General features: G+C 58.7%; 18 protein-coding genes, 5 pseudogenes and 1 other annotated feature. Of the genes and pseudogenes, 6 read left to right on the plus strand and 17 right to left on the minus strand.

The window, feature by feature from the left end; translation table 11 throughout:
• The 8 genes and pseudogenes from DUT91_RS16465 to DUT91_RS16500 form a co-directional block, all read right to left on the minus strand.
• Positions 1 to 667 (minus strand): annotated as a pseudogene (locus tag DUT91_RS16465) (IS3 family transposase); the annotation flags it as partial.
• Positions 270 to 386, minus strand: a sequence feature (AL1L pseudoknot). It overlaps the preceding pseudogene by 117 nt.
• 186 nt (positions 668 to 853) lie before the next feature.
• On the minus strand, positions 854 to 1093 hold the full coding sequence (locus tag DUT91_RS16470; RefSeq protein ID WP_114441635.1) for a hypothetical protein: 240 nt from the start codon (positions 1091 to 1093) through the stop codon (positions 854 to 856).
• 5 nt (positions 1094 to 1098) lie between these two features.
• On the minus strand, positions 1099 to 1758 hold the full coding sequence (locus DUT91_RS16475; protein ID WP_147272195.1) for a hypothetical protein: 660 nt from the start codon (positions 1756 to 1758) through the stop codon (positions 1099 to 1101).
• A 214-nt stretch (positions 1759 to 1972) separates the two neighbouring features.
• Entirely contained in the window at positions 1973 to 2365 is a 393-nt protein-coding gene (locus tag DUT91_RS16480) for a hypothetical protein (RefSeq protein ID WP_114441637.1), read from the minus strand.
• 390 nt (positions 2366 to 2755) lie between these two features.
• Positions 2756 to 3448 carry an RES family NAD+ phosphorylase gene (locus tag DUT91_RS16485; RefSeq protein WP_200834996.1) on the minus strand — a complete coding sequence of 231 codons (693 nt, stop codon included), beginning with the start codon at positions 3446 to 3448 and terminating at the stop codon, positions 2756 to 2758.
• Positions 3445 to 3855, minus strand: coding sequence for an MbcA/ParS/Xre antitoxin family protein (locus DUT91_RS16490; RefSeq protein ID WP_114441639.1), 411 nt, complete (start codon positions 3853 to 3855; stop codon positions 3445 to 3447). The genes DUT91_RS16485 and DUT91_RS16490 overlap by 4 nt, the downstream gene beginning before the upstream one ends.
• A 360-nt stretch (positions 3856 to 4215) precedes the next feature.
• A complete protein-coding gene (locus DUT91_RS16495) occupies positions 4216 to 5586 on the minus strand; it encodes a PepSY-associated TM helix domain-containing protein (protein WP_114441640.1) in 1371 nt (456 codons plus the stop codon).
• A gap of 65 nt (positions 5587 to 5651) precedes the next feature.
• Positions 5652 to 6107, minus strand: coding sequence for a DUF2946 family protein (locus tag DUT91_RS16500; RefSeq protein WP_245419763.1), 456 nt, complete (start codon positions 6105 to 6107; stop codon positions 5652 to 5654).
• Between the two features lie 284 nt (positions 6108 to 6391).
• Between DUT91_RS16500 and DUT91_RS16505 the strand changes: the two genes are divergently transcribed.
• From DUT91_RS16505 to bioD, 3 genes are read left to right on the plus strand one after another with little or no spacing between them, the layout of a single operon-like run.
• On the plus strand, positions 6392 to 6955 hold the full coding sequence (locus DUT91_RS16505; protein ID WP_114441641.1) for a biotin transporter BioY: 564 nt from the start codon (positions 6392 to 6394) through the stop codon (positions 6953 to 6955).
• A complete protein-coding gene (gene bioB, locus DUT91_RS16510) occupies positions 6952 to 8031 on the plus strand; it encodes a biotin synthase BioB (protein ID WP_114441642.1) in 1080 nt (359 codons plus the stop codon). Before DUT91_RS16505 ends, bioB begins: the two co-directional genes overlap by 4 nt.
• Positions 8024 to 8689 carry a dethiobiotin synthase gene (gene bioD, locus DUT91_RS16515; protein WP_114441643.1) on the plus strand — a complete coding sequence of 222 codons (666 nt, stop codon included), beginning with the start codon at positions 8024 to 8026 and terminating at the stop codon, positions 8687 to 8689. The genes bioB and bioD overlap by 8 nt, the downstream gene beginning before the upstream one ends.
• A gap of 87 nt (positions 8690 to 8776) precedes the next feature.
• Here the strand turns inward: bioD and DUT91_RS16520 are convergent, their stop codons facing one another.
• Positions 8777 to 9703 carry a manganese catalase family protein gene (locus DUT91_RS16520; protein ID WP_114441852.1) on the minus strand — a complete coding sequence of 309 codons (927 nt, stop codon included), beginning with the start codon at positions 9701 to 9703 and terminating at the stop codon, positions 8777 to 8779.
• Between the two features lie 644 nt (positions 9704 to 10347).
• Between DUT91_RS16520 and DUT91_RS27445 the strand changes: the two are divergent.
• Positions 10348 to 10419: pseudogene (locus tag DUT91_RS27445) on the plus strand (hypothetical protein); the annotation flags it as partial.
• 27 nt (positions 10420 to 10446) lie between these two features.
• Here DUT91_RS27445 and DUT91_RS26600 read toward each other — a convergent pair.
• Both DUT91_RS26600 and DUT91_RS26605 read right to left on the minus strand, forming a co-directional pair.
• Positions 10447 to 10629 (minus strand): annotated as a pseudogene (locus DUT91_RS26600) (helix-turn-helix domain-containing protein); the annotation flags it as partial.
• Positions 10630 to 10708: 79 nt separating this feature from the next.
• Positions 10709 to 10864, minus strand: a pseudogene (locus tag DUT91_RS26605) (glycosyltransferase family 4 protein); the annotation flags it as partial.
• Between the two features lie 92 nt (positions 10865 to 10956).
• Between DUT91_RS26605 and DUT91_RS16535 the strand changes: the two are divergent.
• Both DUT91_RS16535 and DUT91_RS16540 read left to right on the plus strand, forming a co-directional pair.
• Positions 10957 to 12114, plus strand: a complete 1158-nt coding sequence (locus DUT91_RS16535) for a DUF3095 domain-containing protein (RefSeq protein ID WP_200834997.1) — start codon at positions 10957 to 10959, stop codon at positions 12112 to 12114.
• Positions 12115 to 12290: 176 nt separating this feature from the next.
• Positions 12291 to 12966, plus strand: a pseudogene (locus tag DUT91_RS16540) (IS5 family transposase).
• Here the strand turns inward: DUT91_RS16540 and DUT91_RS27190 are convergent.
• The 6 genes from DUT91_RS27190 to DUT91_RS16565 form a co-directional block, all read right to left on the minus strand.
• Positions 12959 to 13084, minus strand: a complete 126-nt coding sequence (locus tag DUT91_RS27190) for a hypothetical protein (protein WP_281032621.1) — start codon at positions 13082 to 13084, stop codon at positions 12959 to 12961. The pseudogene DUT91_RS16540 and the gene DUT91_RS27190 sit on opposite strands and share 8 nt — an antisense overlap.
• Before the next feature lie 118 nt (positions 13085 to 13202).
• On the minus strand, positions 13203 to 13790 hold the full coding sequence (locus tag DUT91_RS16545) for a DJ-1/PfpI family protein (protein WP_114441645.1): 588 nt from the start codon (positions 13788 to 13790) through the stop codon (positions 13203 to 13205).
• A gap of 58 nt (positions 13791 to 13848) precedes the next feature.
• Positions 13849 to 14817, minus strand: coding sequence for a substrate-binding domain-containing protein (locus DUT91_RS16550; protein ID WP_114441646.1), 969 nt, complete (start codon positions 14815 to 14817; stop codon positions 13849 to 13851).
• 29 nt (positions 14818 to 14846) lie between these two features.
• A complete protein-coding gene (locus DUT91_RS16555; RefSeq protein WP_114441647.1) occupies positions 14847 to 15842 on the minus strand; it encodes an ABC transporter permease in 996 nt (331 codons plus the stop codon).
• Positions 15808 to 17400: a sugar ABC transporter ATP-binding protein gene (locus DUT91_RS16560; RefSeq protein WP_114441648.1), complete on the minus strand. Its 1593-nt coding sequence runs from the start codon at positions 17398 to 17400 to the stop codon at positions 15808 to 15810. Before DUT91_RS16560 ends, DUT91_RS16555 begins: the two co-directional genes overlap by 35 nt.
• On the minus strand, positions 17397 to 18089 hold the full coding sequence (locus tag DUT91_RS16565) for a GntR family transcriptional regulator (RefSeq protein WP_114441853.1): 693 nt from the start codon (positions 18087 to 18089) through the stop codon (positions 17397 to 17399). The genes DUT91_RS16560 and DUT91_RS16565 overlap by 4 nt, the downstream gene beginning before the upstream one ends.
• Positions 18090 to 18127: the final 38 nt, after the last annotated feature.

Raw genomic sequence — 18127 nt, forward strand, 5'->3', positions numbered from 1 at the left:
GAACCCGCCTTGTCACTGACAGTGGTGCGGACCGGCTTGCCACGAATGATGCCCTGAAGGCCCATTATACTCATGAGCCGGGCGACGGTGCATCGGGCGACATCGAAGCCCTCGCGCTTCAATTGCCGCCAGATTTTCCGCACGCCATAGACCCGGAAGTTCTCGTCAAACACGCGGCGTATCTCGATCTTCAATGCGATATCACTGCGGGCGCGGACCGACAGGCGATCCACATCCAGCCGTTTGGCGGCATTCTCGTAGTAGGTGGACGGGGCAATCGGCAACAGCTTGCAGATCGGCTCGACCCCGAACACCGAACGGTGTTCATCGATGAAGGAAATCATCGCTTCAGTGGGCGGTCGAGCTCCGCCTGGGCGAAATAAGCAGATGCCTTGCGCAAGATCTCGTTGGCTTGACGAAGCTCGCGGTTCTCCCGCTCCAGAGCTTTCATCTTCTCTGCAACATCGCTGGGGAGACCGGCGCGCTTGCCAATGTCCACTTCGGCCTTCTTCACCCACTCATGCAACGTGTGCGCCGAGCAGCCGATCTTGGTCGCTATCGAGGATACCGCCGCCCATCGGGATGCATGTTCGGATTCATGGGCCAGAACCATACGCACAGCGCGGCCGCGGACTTCCGGTGAAAACTTGTTTGTCGTCTTGCTCATATCGGCTCCACTGTCTCACGAGTTGGAGCCTCCGGCAAATCCGGGGCGGTTCAAACTTCTACCAAATGTTTCGCAAAATCACCGTTCCATTTCCAGCAGCTCATTAGCCGAAGGGTTCACTCTAATCAAAGATCAATGGCGATCGACTTAGCATCTACCGCGTGGGAGCGGAGATAGCCGTCTAACTCATCGTAACGATATAGCCGCCTCGATTCTCTTGATGGCATTCACGAAGCTCTGAATGAGTTGCCGCCCTTGCATCGGGAGTGGCAAGCGGTCGTCGACCTCCGCACGTTCCATGCCGCTCCCGATCAAAGATGTGCCAAGGTGGGCACATGCTCCTCTTAGATCGTTGATACCGAACAGAGGGGACATCATCGCCTTCGCATCGTCGATCGAGATAAGCCCGGCCAGCAATTTCTCCATTGCCTTCAGCGAGCCCGTTTCTTTTCACCGTTGGCAAGCGTGAAGTGCGGGGTCAGCGCGTCGACGTCGACACGTTCCGAGAACAGTCTCATCAGATCCTTCGAAAGGTCCAAAAGCCCGCCTTCTTCGACCGCTCGAAAGCGGTGGACGGCACGCAACAACTGGGTCACCGATGAATGCTCTCGAAGCAAGCTCGTTCCGTAACGCTTTTTGAAAGAGGCATCGAGAGTGTTCAAGGCATCCTGGACTTCGCCCTCGGGCGCTTTGGTCGATGCGGGTATCAGCATCATCTGCGCCTCGAACAATTCGCTCGAGACCTCGCCTTCTGGTGTAACGTTATGGGCGCTCCAAAGGCGCTGCTGCCATTGTGGCAACTGGCCGATGTCCTTCGCCAACACGGTGATGAGGCCAAGGTCGTTGACGCCAAAGTGGACAGTCGACCCGGCGGTAGCACCGAGCGCACCCGTTTCCCCGCTATACCAGTGGAGATGGCTGCCGCGATATCGCATCACCATGCTTGCTATCGTCGGTTGGAAGTAGAGCCAGGAGATGTCTCGGGTCAATTGCCCGGCGTTGGCCCGGGTGCCGTCGTTATCGACGGCGAATGCAATCTCCTGTGGGTCCTTATCGCCGCGGATGCGCGTGCTGAGCTTGCCAGCGTCCACCCATTCCGTCCGCCAGATGGCGCCCTTGGTCCAGAATGTTCCGCTTTTGTGAGGAAAGCCTCCAACCCGCGTGGTCGCCTCAAGCGTATCGCGTCCTGTCTTTTCGTGAAGGCCGCCTTTGACCACGAGAAAGCGGGGCGCTTCTCAGACACGGCAATGCGCTCGCTATAAGTCGAGCAGAAAAGCCGGAACCCGCGAGCGCAAAGGTAATCCTTCAAAAACTCGGAGCGTATCTCGATGCGGGAGGGGCCGCCTTCGGCATTTCGGGCCAGACGGCCCCCTCGATCCACCCCTCCTGCGGCCTGAACCAACTATCGCCTTCCTGCACAAGGCCAAGACCGACAACGAGGTCTGGGTGGAGATGCCAGATTTCGAGGCGGACCTCGTCTATGTACTGAGCGATAACGAGATTGATGCCGAGCGGCTTTTCTTTCCACGTTCGGAATACATCGGCTTCGTGGTAGCCCCAGTTTTCCGGGCCCGACCTGTGCGGCTGGATGCCAAGCTCTTCCCAGCCCATCTTGTCCACGTCCGGCTCTTCGGACAAGAAGACCGCAGCGGTGCCGGTGCCAACGAATATCTCGGCCTCAATGACGTCTGAAGACACGCGAAATCAAAAGCCTCATTCCCACGCGGACGGCAATCAGGATGACGCAGCGTGCCGACGAGTTAACGCGCCCGGCTCAAACGCCACTCCGCAAATACTGGTCAGGGCAGCCGTGGAGAGGACGGGCATCGCCCAATTGTTGCACGATATGGTCGCGCCTGAACTGGCGGCAGGACGACTTGTAACCATTCTCGACGATTGGCGCCGCCGCCGTTCGAAGGGTGGTTCCTCTATTATCCCAATCGCCGTCAGGTGCGGCCTGCCCTGAAGGCGCTCATCGATTTTTTTCGCGAGCACCGCGGCGGGCTATGACAGATTCCATCCTGGCCAGGGCGCGGTGTTTGGGTGCGAGATGATGCGCTGCATGCCGCAGAAAAACAAAGATAGCCCTCACAGCGCGAATATTGCATTGGTACGGCAATTGCGGACCTTATCAACCTGTTTTCCGTCCCAGTGGAAATCGAAATGATCCGCTTGTATGGGAATATTGATGAGATCCGGCCAGAAGATGGCCGCACATTCCCCACCCGGACAGCGCACACTGCAATAGACAATGCCATTGGCGCCGGCGGCCCGGAGGCTCTGGCCCAGGGCTTGTGAAACCGTGTAATCATCCGGATCATGGTAACAGCCATGTGGCCTTGCATCATGCAGATCAAGATTGAGGCGGTTGACCAGCATACGGAACTGCGAAGTCCATCCCGGCTCCTCACGGCTGTTCGCCATTGCCGTTCCATGGTGATGCGCCACTTCTCGAATGGCTATCTCTTGCCCGTCGCCAGCACTGTAGACCCCGTAGGTACCATCGGTGAAACGTCCTGGCCGATCCGTGCTGATATGGACAAAAGGAGCCATAAGATAACTGGCGCCCGGCCCGCTTACGCGTCGCTCGGGCGGCACGAGATCGAGCCTGCCGATATGATCCCAGATGCGCGGATTGGTCTTCGATTCCGCTGAGGTCAGCGCCTCCCAGTCCTGGGGCTCAGCGATGTCTTCGAAAAGGTCAATGGGTGGATAGATGGAGCGGATGATCCGGTATGCCCTGGGCCAATGCACCCGGATTATCGAAAGGCTATCCGTCACCAGCCACCGCGCTCCGCATCGAGATAGGATCGCACGCGCGCCAAAGAGAAAATATCCCCTTGCGTCATAATCTCGACCGGAGGGCGCCCGCCAAAGGCCCGGTTCGGCTTCTTCACCCAGGCATACCCTCGCTCCGGATCAGAAAATAAATAGCGCAGCCCTTTATGGATCCCCATGAGCAGCGAAAGACGTGTAGCGAGATCACGATCGATACGCCCGGGTTCGCCAGCTTTCCATCGTGCATAGGTGCGGGCCGCAAGCCCTCCAAGAATTTCGCGGGCGTCTGCGTCGGACAACTGCCATTTTTCAAACAGCTTGATTACTGCCCTCACCATAGCTTCCGCCTCGGCGGGAGTGATCTGCGGGATATCTGGAAAAGCTCGTGTACGCGGAATTTCCTGCAACATGAAAATTCTCCTTTCGGCATAAAATATGCTATTATCTGCCACTTGGCAAATTCGATATCGCTTGTCTTACCTCGCACCTTTGTCAGCAGGGTATTTCAGCAATCCTCTTCCTTGTGGAACACTGTCGATTCGCGCCAAGAGTATGCCCGCTACGTCATCGCACCGGGATACGACAGCGATTTGGCCGCGTTCCATGGCCCCAGACGGCGTACGTATGATGTCGCCCTTGGGGTGTTACTGAGGAATAGGGCTTGCTGCTTTATCCAGTCATATGTGTCCGGTCCCGGAGCATTCAACATGAGTGCCAAAGGCGCAATCGAGTGGCGGGGGCTGCAATATCGTGAGCAATCCCCCGACCTCTCAAGCGCTGCGCGAGCGGAACAGCCTGGAATAGGCCCAGTCAAGAAATAGCATAATCGCGAGTGAAACACCCACAAGCGGGAATATCGTTCCGCCAACCACGAGAATAGCGATTATTCCGCGGAACACGCGTTTGTCCGCCGGCATGGGCGGTACGCCGAGCGATCCTGCAGGACGTCTTTTCCACCACATGATGCCCGCGGAAACGGCGAGTGCGACGATCCCGATACAGGCGGCAAGCAGCACAAGCTGATTCAAAAGTCCAAACTCCTGACCCAAATGGACGTTGATCCCCCACTCCAGCCCTTTGGCGAGTGGCCCGTAATCGGCAAAGCTCATGTCGATCAACGGCTGACCGGAATATTGATCGAGATGCACCACTCTTTGCCGGGAGAGATCGTCCGGATAGACCGACCCGGTGTAGACGCCATTCGGTGCGATCGGAATGTTGACCGCATAACCGGAATGCAGCCCTAACCTGTTGAAAATTGCAACTGCCGCATCCAGCCCGATTGGCGTGGCACCATGATCATGTCCGGATGCTTGCGGAATCTGGGCCTGTTGGAGTGACCACGTCGTCTGCGCGGCATGACCGAGATGCTCGTCCGACATGGGCACCGCGACGCGAACACCCGCTGGGTAGCCGAAATTGCTGCCGTTTGCCCATTCATTGACCTTTGCGCCCCAAACCCCCGACCAGGGCATGCCGGTGATGGCCAGAAAGACAATGAAGAAGCCGACGAACACGCCCGTCACGGCATGCGTATCGCGCCAGAAGACCCGGCGCTTCGGAGTTCCGCGGATACTCAGGATTCCGGCTGTCTGACTGCGCGGCCACCAGAGATACACGCCTGTGCCCACGAGCAGGACGGACCAGCCGCCTGCAATCTCGATGAGCGCCCGGGCGAATGATCCGAAATACTTCAGGCTGTGGAGGTACCGGATTGTCCACATGATGGTCCCGCGATCGGGGAGAGAGCCCAGAACCTTTCCGGTATAGGGATCGACGTAGACGGCAAGCTTTCCCTGATTCTGCGTATTGACGGTGATCTCCGCCGATGAAGCAGGTGTTGCGGGATCGGTGAATTTGATCGCCATGCCGGGATGGGCGGCAACAGCGGCGGCGACCATTGCCGAGGGAGCGGCCCGGGCGACATTCTCCTGAACCGCAACCTGCTTGAGGTCGGAATAAACGATGGCATCGATCTCGTCGTGAAAAAGATACAGTGCTCCCGTGATTGCGAGCGTGATCATGAAAGGCAGGACCAGCAGGCCTGCGTAGAAGTGCCAGCGCCAGACGGCGCGATAAAGGTCGGATGCGGATCGCACGGCTGCACCGGTGCTCTCCCGCCCGATGGTGGAAGCGGACATGAGTTTTTCTCCTGACTTGAACCAAATCCGATGCACGATGTGCACATCGGTATTGAGCGATAGCGTCAGGAGAAGATTGGAGGTGCTCTGGGCTCCGCGATGAGCCGCCGCGGGAAGAATGAGAACATCACCTCGGACCGCGACGAAGGAACAAGCACGGTCTTGGCAGGGGCGGGGATGCACGCTTCCACGCCGTCCAATATGACGGGCACAGACGTTGAAGCGAGCCGGCAGAGCGCGCAGCAGGGACAGTCGACCGCCATCTTGGCGGGGCCGTGCTGATCGGCCGGAAGATCGATCGTTGCATCCCCCGAGGCGGAGCAGATGACATGGAGAGGATCAATGGCAGACGCTGCCATTGATCCCTGGGCCATCGCACCGACGAGGCCTTGCAGTATTAAAAGATAGGCGACCAGCACCGCTGTCGCGGTAGCCGTCATCCTGTCTTTCAGTACGAGCCGTATCGTCTTCATGAGCATCGAATGACACAATCGCGGCACGAAGTCACTGCGGCGGATCATGCCGGCATGTCCGATAAAGAGCCATCAGTCACTACCGCGGGTCGTGCGACGCGTCGCTTAAACGATCGGACTCGGCGCGAACGGCTGAGTTTCGTCGTGGACACGAGGACCATCGCTACATCACGGGGTTGGGGCGTTGCGCCGCTCCGGCTCCGTAAGCCCAACACAATGACATGTGTTCAAGGCTCTCTCCGCACATTTATCTACAAAGCACTTGCAGTTCCACCACTAATATGGATTCATTGTAGATAGTTGCATGTATTATCTATAATTATGGAGTTCTCGTGTACCAGACCCTCGCCTTCTCAAGCCAGAATCTCCGATCCCTGGGAAAGACCGCAAGTGCCGTCGTGCTCGGCATCACTCTCATCACAATTTGCGCAAAGCTCCGCGTCCCGACATGGCCGGTACCGATGACCCTGCATACGCTAGGCGTCATGGCACTTGCCCTCGCCATGGGCCCGCGCCTCGCTACCGTTACGTTTTTTGCCTATCTCGCCACCGGGGCGGCCGGATTGCCCGTCTTTTCCGGGTCGCCGGAACGTGGAACGGGACTTTTGTACATGGCTGGCCCCACGGGCGGATATTTACTTGGGTATCTTGCCGCGAGTTGGATCACAGGATGGATGGCATTGGGACGCCGCACCGCTGGCCGAATTCTCGCCATGCTTGCTGGCCTTTCCGTGACCTATGCCGTCGGCCTCCCATGGCTCTTGATGTATTTGCCCGTCGATCAGGTCATTCCCCTCGGCTTTACGCCGTTTTTCCTCGGCGACCTGATAAATATTGCCATTGTCGCTCTTGGCGCTCATTTCGTGCCGGCCCGCATGCGGAACATCGTGTCATGACTTGCGATACCAAAGCCTGTGACGATCCGAAATGTCGTGAACACCTCCCGCGTACGAACTGGAGCGAAATCGAAGCGCGGAGCATTTACGAACTCCCTTTTCCGGAACTGATCTTTCGGGCGCAGGGAGTGCACCGGCAATATTTCGATCCCGCTGTGGTGGAGACTGCAACGCTCTTGTCTATCAAGACAGGCGGGTGCCCCGAAGATTGCGGCTATTGTTCTCAGAGCGCCAAATGGAACACTGGGATCAAGGCCACCAAGCTGATGGAGGTTGAGCACGTCCTGACCGAGGCGCGTCGCGCCAAGGCGAGCGGTGCGACGCGCTTCTGCATGGGTGCGGCATGGCGAAGCCCGAAAGATCGCGACATGGACTCTATCTGCGCTATGATCGCGGGCGTGAAGGCACTTGGAATGGAAACCTGTGTCACATTGGGCATGTTGAACCCGTCCCACGTCAAGCGGCTTTGCAGCGCCGGCCTCGACTACTATAATCACAATATTGACACCTCCCGCCGATTCTATCGGGAGATCATTACCACCCGGACAATGGATGACCGCTTGAACACGCTCGCGTATCTTCGCGAGGGAGGAATCAAGGTGTGCTGTGGCGGTATCGTCGGCATGGGCGAGACGATCGACGATCGCATTGCGATGCTGGTGACGCTTGCCACGCTGGACTGCCATCCCGAAAGCGTTCCTTTGAACATGTGGAGCGAGATCAAGGGGACACCGGTGGTCGACAAAGCAAAGCCTGCGGACGTGTTAGACTTTGTACGGCTCGTCGCGCTCGCGCGCATTCTTATGCCGCGTAGTGTGGTGCGCCTCTCGGCCGGTCGCCTGGCAATGAGCGACGAAGTGCAAGCACTCTGTTTCCTGGCTGGAGCGAATTCGATCTTCACTGGCGATCTGCTGCTAACGACGAATAATCCGGGCAGCGATAAGGACGCGAAACTTTTTCGCAGACTGGGCCTGCAATCCGGCAGCCATTCAACGGTCGCAAGCCGAAGAGCGAGCAATGCTCCTGCCGTTCCCAAGGCCAGCGCACAAGGGAGGACCTCGTCGCAGCATGAATAATGCCATTGTCGTAACCGGCACCGACACCGGGATTGGGAAATCGGTTTTTGCCGCCGGTTTAGCCACTTGCAGCGATGCCGCCTACTGGAAACCTATCCAGTCGGGATTAGAGGGCGAAACCGACAAGGAAATGGTAGCGCGCCTCGGTGGGCTGCCGGCCGGCCGGATATATGACGAAGCCTATCGCCTATGCACGCCAGCTTCGCCCCACCGCGCAGCAGAGCTTGACGGCGTCGAGATCGATCCTGAACAGTTGGCCGTGCCTCCGGTGGCCGGCCGCCTTATCATCGAAGGGGCTGGCGGCCTCCTGGTACCGCTCACGCGCCGCCAGGCCTTTTTGGATGTTTTCGTCCGCTGGAATCTTCCGGTAGTGCTTTGCGCACGGACAACACTCGGCACCATCAATCACACGCTTTTGTCTCTCCGAGTGCTACGGTTGCGCGCTGTTCGGGTTATTGGCGTCGCATTTATTGGCGATGCCCAGCCCGACACGGAAAGTATAATCGGCGAAATGGGAAAGGTCCGCATACTCGGTCGACTGCCCTGGCTTCAAACCCTGAACCGGGAGACACTTCGGCGGGCTTTTGAGGCGAACTTCAACTGCACGACTTTGTTCGATGGATTCACCTCTCCCGACAGCGCATCGTCCTATGCATAGGTTCGTCTTCGGGCGTTGGCTTGATTCTATGGCCCTCCTCCCGACGGCCAGAAACCGTAAATGTGGCGAAGGCCTTGATTATAGCCCCTACCGGGAAGCTTTGTAGAGCTTGGCGGCAATTTCAAACATTTCCTCCGGGGCGTAATCCGGTGTGAAAGCAGAGGGCTCACCAACGAGTTCCTGGATTTTGCCACCATCTGGCATCCCCTCGACTACCTCCAACTCACCTGGGGGGTCGTCCGGGAGCGCCATTTCTCCGTTACCCCAGATCCCGGATATCTCTCGATAATCATCAGGGCTGAACGTGTAGAGTCGACGGTGCGAACCTTCTTCAAGATATTTCTGGCACTCAGGAATGTTTGCCAGGGGAATATTGGGCGTCGGGAGCATCTTCTCGATCTCGACACCAGTAATCTGCTTGAGCGCGAGGGCATATGCGTGGGCATGCACCGATCCCCGCACCAGCAGATATCCACAAACCTCCCTCCCTGTCGGGTCGGAAAGCGTCTCATAGACTCGCAGCTTGTGCAGCCGAGCTCCGCATTCGAGATGGAAATTGTGCAGGAGGTCAAAGATGACATTCCCCGTCGTTGTGACGAAATCTTTATTCCAACTCAGCCCGTTCGAATCGATCGGCACCGCACCACCACCATGTGACAGAAATCCGGCAGCCAGCCTTGCGTCCTTCATCGCATCGAACGGAGCGTCCGTGATATCGGTCGGGCCAACCATGTCACCGTCCGGCTTATCCGGACCGTTCGCAAGCATAGCGACGCCATTGCTGACCAATTCGACATGGCCAAGTTCTTCAGCCGTGATCGCGGCCACCAGGCTGTAAAACGGCCTGAGCTTACTCTTCGAGCGAAAATTGAAGCTCTGGAAGAGATAGTTGCCCAGCGTAGACATCTCTCCGTATTTTCCGCCCAGCAACTCCTGGAGTGCCGCAGCCGCGTTGACATCTTGCCTGGCGGGGGCAGGTAGCTCGATCTGAAGCTTATCGACGCGTAAAAACATGGCCAGTCTCCCTTTGAGAAACTGACCAAACATCCCGCTCGGTTCGATTGTTCCGGCCTATCGGTCAAAAATTTTATCTAAGCAACTCCGCAGCTGGATTCTAACAAACTCAACTATCATCCAGTAACGGATGATTGGGTCTCCCGCGTGCCTTCGCCGAGATCCAACAGCCCGAGACTATCAATGTCAAAGCTGCGCCTTCCAACGAATTTCGGGATCATGGCGGCTGTTGCAGCCTCCATGCGACGTCAACGATGGCCCAGAATCCGAATACCGCGAACTCGCACAGCAAATCGTCGGCAAGATGGACCTGAACAATATCCCGACTACGGGATGATCGAGCACCTCAGAGTCAATTATCTCGTCTTTTCTTCTTAGCGATTAACCTAGGAGACCTGCGCGCGTGTGCCTAGACTGGCGTGTTGATCTGTGATTCTCTCAATCTGAACAATGGAATGAGGGATGCGATGTCACATCGGCGCATTGGTCAGGAAAAGTTCGGTTTTGCCGTTGATCGCGGCCAGCATTCGTCTTGGATGCGCTTGCCAAGCTGATTGATTGGTACGATCGATCAGGCCCTTGGTGTGGTTTCCTGCTCTGCGGAGGGCGAGCCTGCTTGGCTGCCAATGGCCTTGTTCAAGGCGATGCTGCTGTCGATCTGGTATGACTTGTCCGACATCAAGCTTGCCGAGGCGCTGGATAACAGAGGACCGTTCCGAGGGTTCTGCGGGTTCTCCGCTTCAGAGCCGACACCTGTGCGAACGGCTTTCGGGCGAGATCGAGCCGGTCTCCCGATACCGCTGCGACCACTTCACCACAGACGAAACGGCAACCCCAAAGCGGGGCCGCAACCGACCGGCAGCTCTCTCCGACCAGAACCGCATGTACAACGCGCTACGAAGATCATTGGAAAGAGGTGCTGTCATCTGATGCTGGCCTCCTCTCCAGCCAGCATCTTGAATCACAAAATCCAATGAATGGGAATCCCCATTGTTTCAGATCCGGGTCGGGTTCGCGCTCAAAGGTCGAAAGCCCGGATGCCAGCTCAACCCTATGGCCGCAACGTTCGAGCGCCCTGATCAGCAATTGCGCCATCTGACGGTCACCCGAGGGGACCGGATGGCTTGGCGATTTCATGGGCGCGTAGAAGGCAATTCGCATCGATCGAGTCTATCGACAGGAAATCGATGCAAGTCAACGTCAAGCGGCATTCTGCTGATCCCGGATCGAATGAGATGTGCTAGTTATAGAGCATGGAAAAGCCAGTTTCGCCCGATTCATTCCTGGATACATTGCCGGTCTTCCCGGAATTCGAACGCGTAGCCGATATAGACAATTACCGGCCTCTGCCAGCCGGCTGGGCGCTCGCGGTGGCCGATATCGTCAATTCAACCGGATCTGTCGAAGCCGGCCGCTATAAATCCGTCAACATGGCGGGCGCCAGCGTGATCTCCGCATTGCTCAATGCGCTCGCAAGGCGCGATCTTCCTTTCGTGTTCGGCGGCGACGGCGCGCTGGTGACTGTTCCGCCCTCCGCCATGCAGGCCGCCCGTGAGGCCCTCGCCGCCGTCCAGGCCTGGGTGGCGGAAGAACTTGGGATGACCCTGCGCGCCGCCATCGTGCCGATTGAAGATATCCGCGCGGAAGGCCGCGATGTGCGGGTCGCACGGTTTCAGGCTTCCGATGACGTATTCTACGCCATGTTTGCCGGCGGTGGCAGCAGTTGGGCGGAAACCCAGATGAAGGCAGGCCAATATCGAATCGAACCGGCTCCGAAAGGAACCAGGCCGGACCTGACGGGGCTGTCGTGCCGTTGGGATCCAATCGAAGCCACGCTTGGCGAGATCGTCTCCATCATCGCCGTGCCGGGCCCTTCGCATGATACGCGCGCTTTCCAGGATCTGGTCTCCGATCTCATCGCTTTTACTGGCCAGCAGCAGCGCGGTGGCCATCCGCTGCCGGTAGAAGGCCCCAAATTCGGCGCCTCCTCGCAAGGTCTGGAGATCGAGGTACGCGCAAACGCGCCCAGCGGCCGGCAATGGCTTGCAAAGCTGTGGATACGGCTTGTCCTCATGCTCGCCGTCACAGCCGACAGGTTCGGCTGGAAGATGGGCGGCTTCGATCCAAGGGCCTATCGGCGCGAGGTGACCAGAAACTCGGATTTCCGCAAATTCGATGACGGGCTGAAGATGACAATCGATCTCGAGCCTGCCGCCCTGCGCAAGATCGATGAACGGCTGCAGACCGCCGAGAGCGCGGGCATATGCAACTACGGACTGCATCGGCAGAAATCGGCTTTGATGACCTGCATCGTCGCATCACCCATGCAGCGGAACCACGTCCATTTCATCGACGGCGCAGCCGGCGGCTATGCGATGGCAATGACAAAATTAAAAGCGAAACTGGCCTGAGAAGGCCTTGGTCCGGCGCGGGTCCGGCACATTAGAGCATCCCGCTTTCAGGTGGAATCACTGAAAGCGGATAAGATGCTCTAGAATCAAAGTGCTAGGCTGTAGTGACAAACTAACGATCTTGGGCTTCCCAATTCGTGGACAACCAGATTCAGAGCAGGCTTTGGAGGTCCGCTTTGGAAGGTGAAGTTCTTCGCGATGATCAGTGGGAGCAGATCAAGCCATTCGTGCCCGGCGGTCGGAAGGGCAAGCGCGGGCCGCGCAGCGATGGCCGGCGCTTCTTCGACGCACTCTTGTGGCTAGCCCCGATCAGGTGCACGCTGGCGCGATCTGCCGGAACGGTTGGGCCCCTATCAGACAGCGAAGCGGCGTTACTACCGCTGGATCGAAGCAGGTGTTTTCGACCAGCTGTTCGAGGCGATGTCTGCCAACCCGGACCTGGAATGGATGATGATCGACGCAACTGTCATTCGCGCCCAAGCTCAAGCCGCAGGAGCCCGGCGTAAAAGGGGGGATCTGAAGCCCAGGCTCTAGGCCGCTCTCGCCGCGGGTTCGGCACCGAGCTCCATGCGGTCGTAGACGCCCTCGGCCTGCCGGTCCGCTTTGCCATCGGACCGGGCCAACAAAATGACATGGCGCCGGCCTGTAGCCTCATCGATGGCTTGCCTGCCACCCAAGTGCTCGCAGATCGCGCCTATGATGCCGATCGGCTGCATGATGATCCTCGATCAAGGCGGCGAGCCCGTCATACCACCGCGACGCCATCGCAAAAATAAGCACAGCTATGACAAACTCGCCGCGAACTTTCTCGGTTTCGTTAAGCTCGCAAGCATCATGCTCTGGCTCAAATGATTAAATTGTCACTACCACCTGGAGCCTCGCCTCGTGCCAGCGCGTCAGAGACGAACAGGTCGGCATGAGCTTGCAAGAAGCGGCTTGTGCCGAATTGCAAAATGGGCGTGATCGACATCAGCTCCTCCGGTTCTGCATGTTTTTTATTATTGCAGACATTGTGTCAAGGCGTGCTGGCGCCGTTGGAGGATACAGCGCGAAGCTTCGGAAAATTCCGCGCCGCGGATCACGGAGGATCAGCTATGCGTAATTCTCGTGCCCAAAACCTTCAGGCATTCGCGCATGAAAGCGGCAAGGCCGGTCCAGCCCTTGGCGGAGACCATGTTGCCGTCGACATAGGCCTCGGTCGGCTTTACGTCGATATAGATGCCGCCGACGGCCGTCACCTCGGGTTCGCAGGCGCCAAGGCCGGCGACTTTCCGACCTTTTAGCACGCCCGGGACAGCCATCAGGATCTGCACACCATGGCAGATGGTGAAGATCGGCTTGCCAGTTTCATGGAAGTGACGGACCATGTCCTGTACGCGCTTATCGGTGCGGATATATTCCGGGCCGCGACCGCCCGCCGCATAGACGGCGTCGTATTCCTCGAGCCGCACCTCGGAAAAGGTCTTGTTGATGTCGGCGTAATGGCCGAGTTTTTCCGTGTAGGTCTGGTCGCCTTCAAAGTCGTGCAGCGAGGTCTTGATGCGGTCGCCCGCCTTCTTGTCCGGGCAGACTACATGCACCGTGTGGCCGACCGCTTCCATCCCCTGCTGGAAAACGAAGATCTCGTATTCCTCGGTGAACTCGCCGGTCAGCATGAGGATCTTCTTGCTGTTCATGTCATATCTCCTGTTATCATGAAATTCGTGGTGCCCGGCGGGCGGGCACCGAAACGGATCAAAATGGGGAAGCAGGGAAATAGAACTGGTCGGCATTTTCCGGCGTGATCAGTGGTGCACCAAGCAGGAAGGTACCGCGCATGGGTGCCTGTCCGCCGAACTGTGCCGCCGTCATGTAGATGGCAGACTTGATCATCGACGGCGGATAGGGCGTGGAGATCGGCGTGCGCTCGTTGCCTTCCTTCACCATCTCGATGACCTGCTTCATACCATTGCCGCCAAGCGCAAACTTTATGTCCTTGCGCCCCGCACGGTCGACGGCCTCGATGACGCCGAGTAGCATGTCGTCGTCGTTCGCCCAGACAGCATCGATCTTCGGATATTTCGCAAGATAGTCCTGCATCAGCTTGAAGGCCTCGTCCTGATTCCAGTTGGCGTACTGGATGTCGAGGATCTTGATGTCCGTCTTGTTGATGACGTCAGAAAAACCTTTGATGCGCTCATCGTCGATGACGGTCGGAATGCCACGAAGTACGACGATCTGCCCCTCGCCGCCAAGCTTGTCGGAAAGCCACTGTGCCGTGTTCGCACCAACGGCGATATTGTCGCCCGCGACATAGAGATCCTGGATCGCAGGATCGGTAAGGCCCCGGTCAACTACGGAAATGAACGTGCCCTTCTCCTTGATCTGCTGCACCGGACCAGTCAGTTCCTCAGACGTGAACGGTAGGATAACCAGCGCGTCCAATTTGCGGGTTGCCGAAAGATCCTCCAGCGCGGACACCTGGGCAGTCGCCGACGACGCAGTTGACAGGACGACGTCGATGTTTGGAAACGCTGCCTCGATCTCCTTCTCGGCCTGCTCTGCGTGGTAGACCACGCCTCCCGTCCATCCATGTGTGGCGGCAGGAATGGACACGGCGATGATGACATCTCTCTCCTGGGCATGAGCGGCGGCGAACGGCAGAGCCAAGGCGATGGCAGCCGTGGATAAAAATATTTTGGTCTTATGGATCATGGACTTCATTTTCTCCTCCTTTGAAGTCTGCGCTGTTTTCAGCGGTTGACGGTAAAGCGGTGCGCCAGCATGGCGATGATGATGATCGCACCCTGCACGGCGGCCACGAGGTACTCGGACACCAAATCCGAAAGGACCATGACGTTGGCGATCACCTCGAGAATGAGGGCACCTGCAACGGTTCCTCCGATGCGGCCCCTGCCGCCGCGAAGCAGGGTGCCCCCGATCACGACCGCGGTGATGACCTGCAATTCCCAAAGCTGACCTGTCGTCGGTGTCGCAGCGCCGAGGCGGGGCACGTAGCAGATGGCCGCGACGGCGACGCAAAAGCCCTGGATGACGTAGGCGACCGTGCGAACGCCTGCGACATTGACGCCGGAAAAGCGCGCCACCTCGACATTGGATCCCGCCGATGTCAGGCGGCGGCCATACTTCGTCTTGTAGAGCAAGAAGGCGCCGAGCATGACGACGACAAAGGTGATCAGCACCGGATAGGGAATGCCCAAGAGATTGCCGAAATAGACCGGTCGGTAGGCTTCACGCAGGCTGCGGTCGATCGGCAGCGAGCCGCCGTTCGTCATGAAGGTGATGAAGGCGCGGAAGATGCCCATTGTGCCGAGCGTCACGATGAAGGGCTCTATGCGTCCAAGCGTCACGATGAGGCCGTTGAAGAGGCCGCAAAGCGAACCCACGACGAGTGCCACGCCCGCTCCCATCGGGATGGCCCAGTTTCCGAATGCCGGCACCAGATGGTTCATCACCATGATCATGATGCCGGTGACGAAGGCCATCATCGAACCCACCGACAGGTCGAGCCCACCGGATGAGATCACGAAAGTTGCGCCGACCGCGATGATCGCGATGAAAGCGCTGCGGGTGATTACATTGATCAGGTTGTCTGCCGACACGAAGCTGGGATTGACCAGCGCACCGAACAGCATGATCACCGCAAGCGCGATGAACGGCGCAAAATCGGCCCACCGGATGCGGCTTCCTTCGTCAGCAGGCGCGACGGTCGCTATCGCTGCAGTCATTTTCATCCTCCTCCACGGCTCCACGCTCGCTCGTCGTGGCGGCGTAGACGACGTTCTCCTCACTGATGTCTTCGCCACGAAGCTCGGCGACGATCCTTCCTGACCGCATCACGAGGACGCGGTCGGCGAGCCCCACGAGTTCCTGCATTTCAGACGAGATCACGATGCAGGCCTTTCCGGCGCGCACCATCGTGTCGATGAAGTCGTAGATCTGGCTCTTGTTGCCGATGTCGATACCGCGCGTCGGCTCGTCGATAATGATCACCGACGGATCGGCCATCATCACCTTGGCAAGGAGCAGCTTCTGCTGATTGCCGCCCGATAGCTTACTGGCTTCGAGCCGCAGGGAGCGCACGCGGATGTCGTAGTCGGCGACGGCGCTCTTAAGGCAGGACCGCTCCTGGCGCCGGTTGAGGACGACCCCCGGATTAAGGGCATCCAGCGCCTGTAAGGTCAGATTGGGGCCGAGCTTCTCCTCCAGAAGCAGCCCCTTGCCTTTGCGATCCTCAGTCAGATAGACGAGACCGGCATCCATCAACGTGCGGACGGACCGGTTCTTGATCTCGTTGCCGTTCAGGACGACATTTTCGGCGTCGGACGGACGAAGCCCCATAAGCCCTTCGATCAGTTCCGTGCGCCCCGCGCCGATCATGCCGCCGATGCCCAGAACTTCGCCGGGGCTGACGCTGAAGGAGACCTTTTGCGAGCCGTGATCGACGGCGAGATTCGTGACCGACAGGATCGGCGCGGCGGTGGCGGCAGGCCGCTTGTGCGGATACAGCATATCCAGTTCCCGCCCCACCATCAGCTCCGCCATTTCGCGCTGGCTGAGGCCGGCCGCCGGCCAGGTGCCGATCATGCGACCGTCGCGAAGAACGGTAATGCGGTTCGCAAGCGCCTGCACCTCATCCAGACGATGCGAGATGTAGAGCACCGCGACGCCGTGATCGCGCAGGCTGCGTACGATATCCAGCAACGCCGCCACTTCGTTATTGGCAAGAACAGCCGTCGGTTCGTCGAATATGACAACCTTGCGGTCGTCGAGAAGGGCACGCGCGATCTGCACCAGCTGCCGCTGGGCGAGCGGCAGCGCACCCAGCCGGTCGCGCGGCCGGGCGGTCGAGCCCACGCGCACCAGGAGTTCGGCGGCGCGGCGGTTCATCGCCCTGTCGTCCACCAGCAAGCCACGACCGATCTCGCGCCCGAGAAAGAGGTTTTCCGCAACCGTCAGATCTGCTGCCAGCAGAATTTCCTGGTGAACGAGGACGATGCCCGCATTCTCTGCATCGACGGCGTTGCGGAATGCGACCGACTCACCTTCCATGATCAACTGACCGACTGTCGGTGCGACGTGGCCGGAGAAAAGTTTCATCAACGTGGACTTGCCTGCACCGTTCTCGCCGATGATGGCGTGAACCTCTCCGGCACGAACATCGAGCGAAATGTCCGACAGGACGGTGATCGGGCCATAGGCCTTGCCTAACCCTTCAGCCCTGAGCACGCCGATGGCTGGAACCGGCGGCGCCACCGCCGTATAGGGAGACAGGACCGCGTTCATTCGAAAGCCGAAAGCAGACGATCGCGCGAACGCTCGATGTGGTCGCGCATGGCACCGAACGCCGCCTGCGGGTCACCCGCGCGGAAGGCGGCGAGCAGATTCTCGTGCTCTTCCAGCGCCTCCTGCGTCACGCGCGTGTGAAACATCAGCCGGAAGATGTGCAGATGAACGTGCTGGTTTGACAATGTGCTGCGGATCACGTCGTTGCCGGCGACCTTCAGGATCGCGTCATGGAATTGCGCATCGGCGCGGGCAAAGCGGGAGTAGCGCGTGTTGCGGTCGACAGGCGGCTCGCCGTGTCCCATATCCGCGGCGGAATCCTCGAGCTGCTGGAGCGCTTCCGGCGTCATGTTGATGACGGCGAGCCTGGCCGCTTCCGGCTCGATCAGCAGACGGAAAACATAAAGGTCTTCGAACTGTTTGCGCGTCCATTGGGGTGCGGCGCTGTAGCCGATCAGATGCTCCTTAAGCACCAGGCCCTCGCGCTCCAGACGACTTAAAGCCTCGCGGATCGGCGTCTGGGATACGCCAAGCTCGCGAGCGAGTACGTCGATACGGATACGGGCGCCGGGCGCAATCTCCAGCGACATCAGCCGGTGATAGATGCCGTCGTAGACGCCATCCACGACGCTGGTCGGGCGAATGCTCGCCGCCTTTCCTTCTCGCTCCGCCGCAAATGCCACGCTCAGCCTCCGATCTATTTGTTGACATGTGCGCTTTTGTTGCA

The organism is Paramesorhizobium salinisoli, from assembly GCF_003335045.1.
Lineage (GTDB): Bacteria > Pseudomonadota > Alphaproteobacteria > Rhizobiales > Rhizobiaceae > Paramesorhizobium > Paramesorhizobium salinisoli.

Coding starts and splice junctions, on each gene's coding strand:
- DUT91_RS16470 (WP_114441635.1), bottom strand. CDS start 1,093: ATGGAGAAATTGCTGGCCGGGCTTATCTCGATCGACGATGCGAAGGCG.
- DUT91_RS16490 (WP_114441639.1), bottom strand. CDS start 3,855: ATGTTGCAGGAAATTCCGCGTACACGAGCTTTTCCAGATATCCCGCAG.
- DUT91_RS16495 (WP_114441640.1), bottom strand. CDS start 5,586: ATGTCCGCTTCCACCATCGGGCGGGAGAGCACCGGTGCAGCCGTGCGA.
- DUT91_RS16500 (WP_245419763.1), bottom strand. CDS start 6,107: ATGATCCGCCGCAGTGACTTCGTGCCGCGATTGTGTCATTCGATGCTC.
- bioB (WP_114441642.1), top strand. CDS start 6,952: ATGACTTGCGATACCAAAGCCTGTGACGATCCGAAATGTCGTGAACAC.
- bioD (WP_114441643.1), top strand. CDS start 8,024: ATGAATAATGCCATTGTCGTAACCGGCACCGACACCGGGATTGGGAAA.
- DUT91_RS16520 (WP_114441852.1), bottom strand. CDS start 9,703: ATGTTTTTACGCGTCGATAAGCTTCAGATCGAGCTACCTGCCCCCGCC.
- DUT91_RS16535 (WP_200834997.1), top strand. CDS start 10,957: ATGGAAAAGCCAGTTTCGCCCGATTCATTCCTGGATACATTGCCGGTC.
- DUT91_RS27190 (WP_281032621.1), bottom strand. CDS start 13,084: ATGTCGATCACGCCCATTTTGCAATTCGGCACAAGCCGCTTCTTGCAA.
- DUT91_RS16545 (WP_114441645.1), bottom strand. CDS start 13,790: ATGAACAGCAAGAAGATCCTCATGCTGACCGGCGAGTTCACCGAGGAA.
- DUT91_RS16550 (WP_114441646.1), bottom strand. CDS start 14,817: ATGAAGTCCATGATCCATAAGACCAAAATATTTTTATCCACGGCTGCC.
- DUT91_RS16555 (WP_114441647.1), bottom strand. CDS start 15,842: ATGACTGCAGCGATAGCGACCGTCGCGCCTGCTGACGAAGGAAGCCGC.
- DUT91_RS16560 (WP_114441648.1), bottom strand. CDS start 17,400: ATGAACGCGGTCCTGTCTCCCTATACGGCGGTGGCGCCGCCGGTTCCA.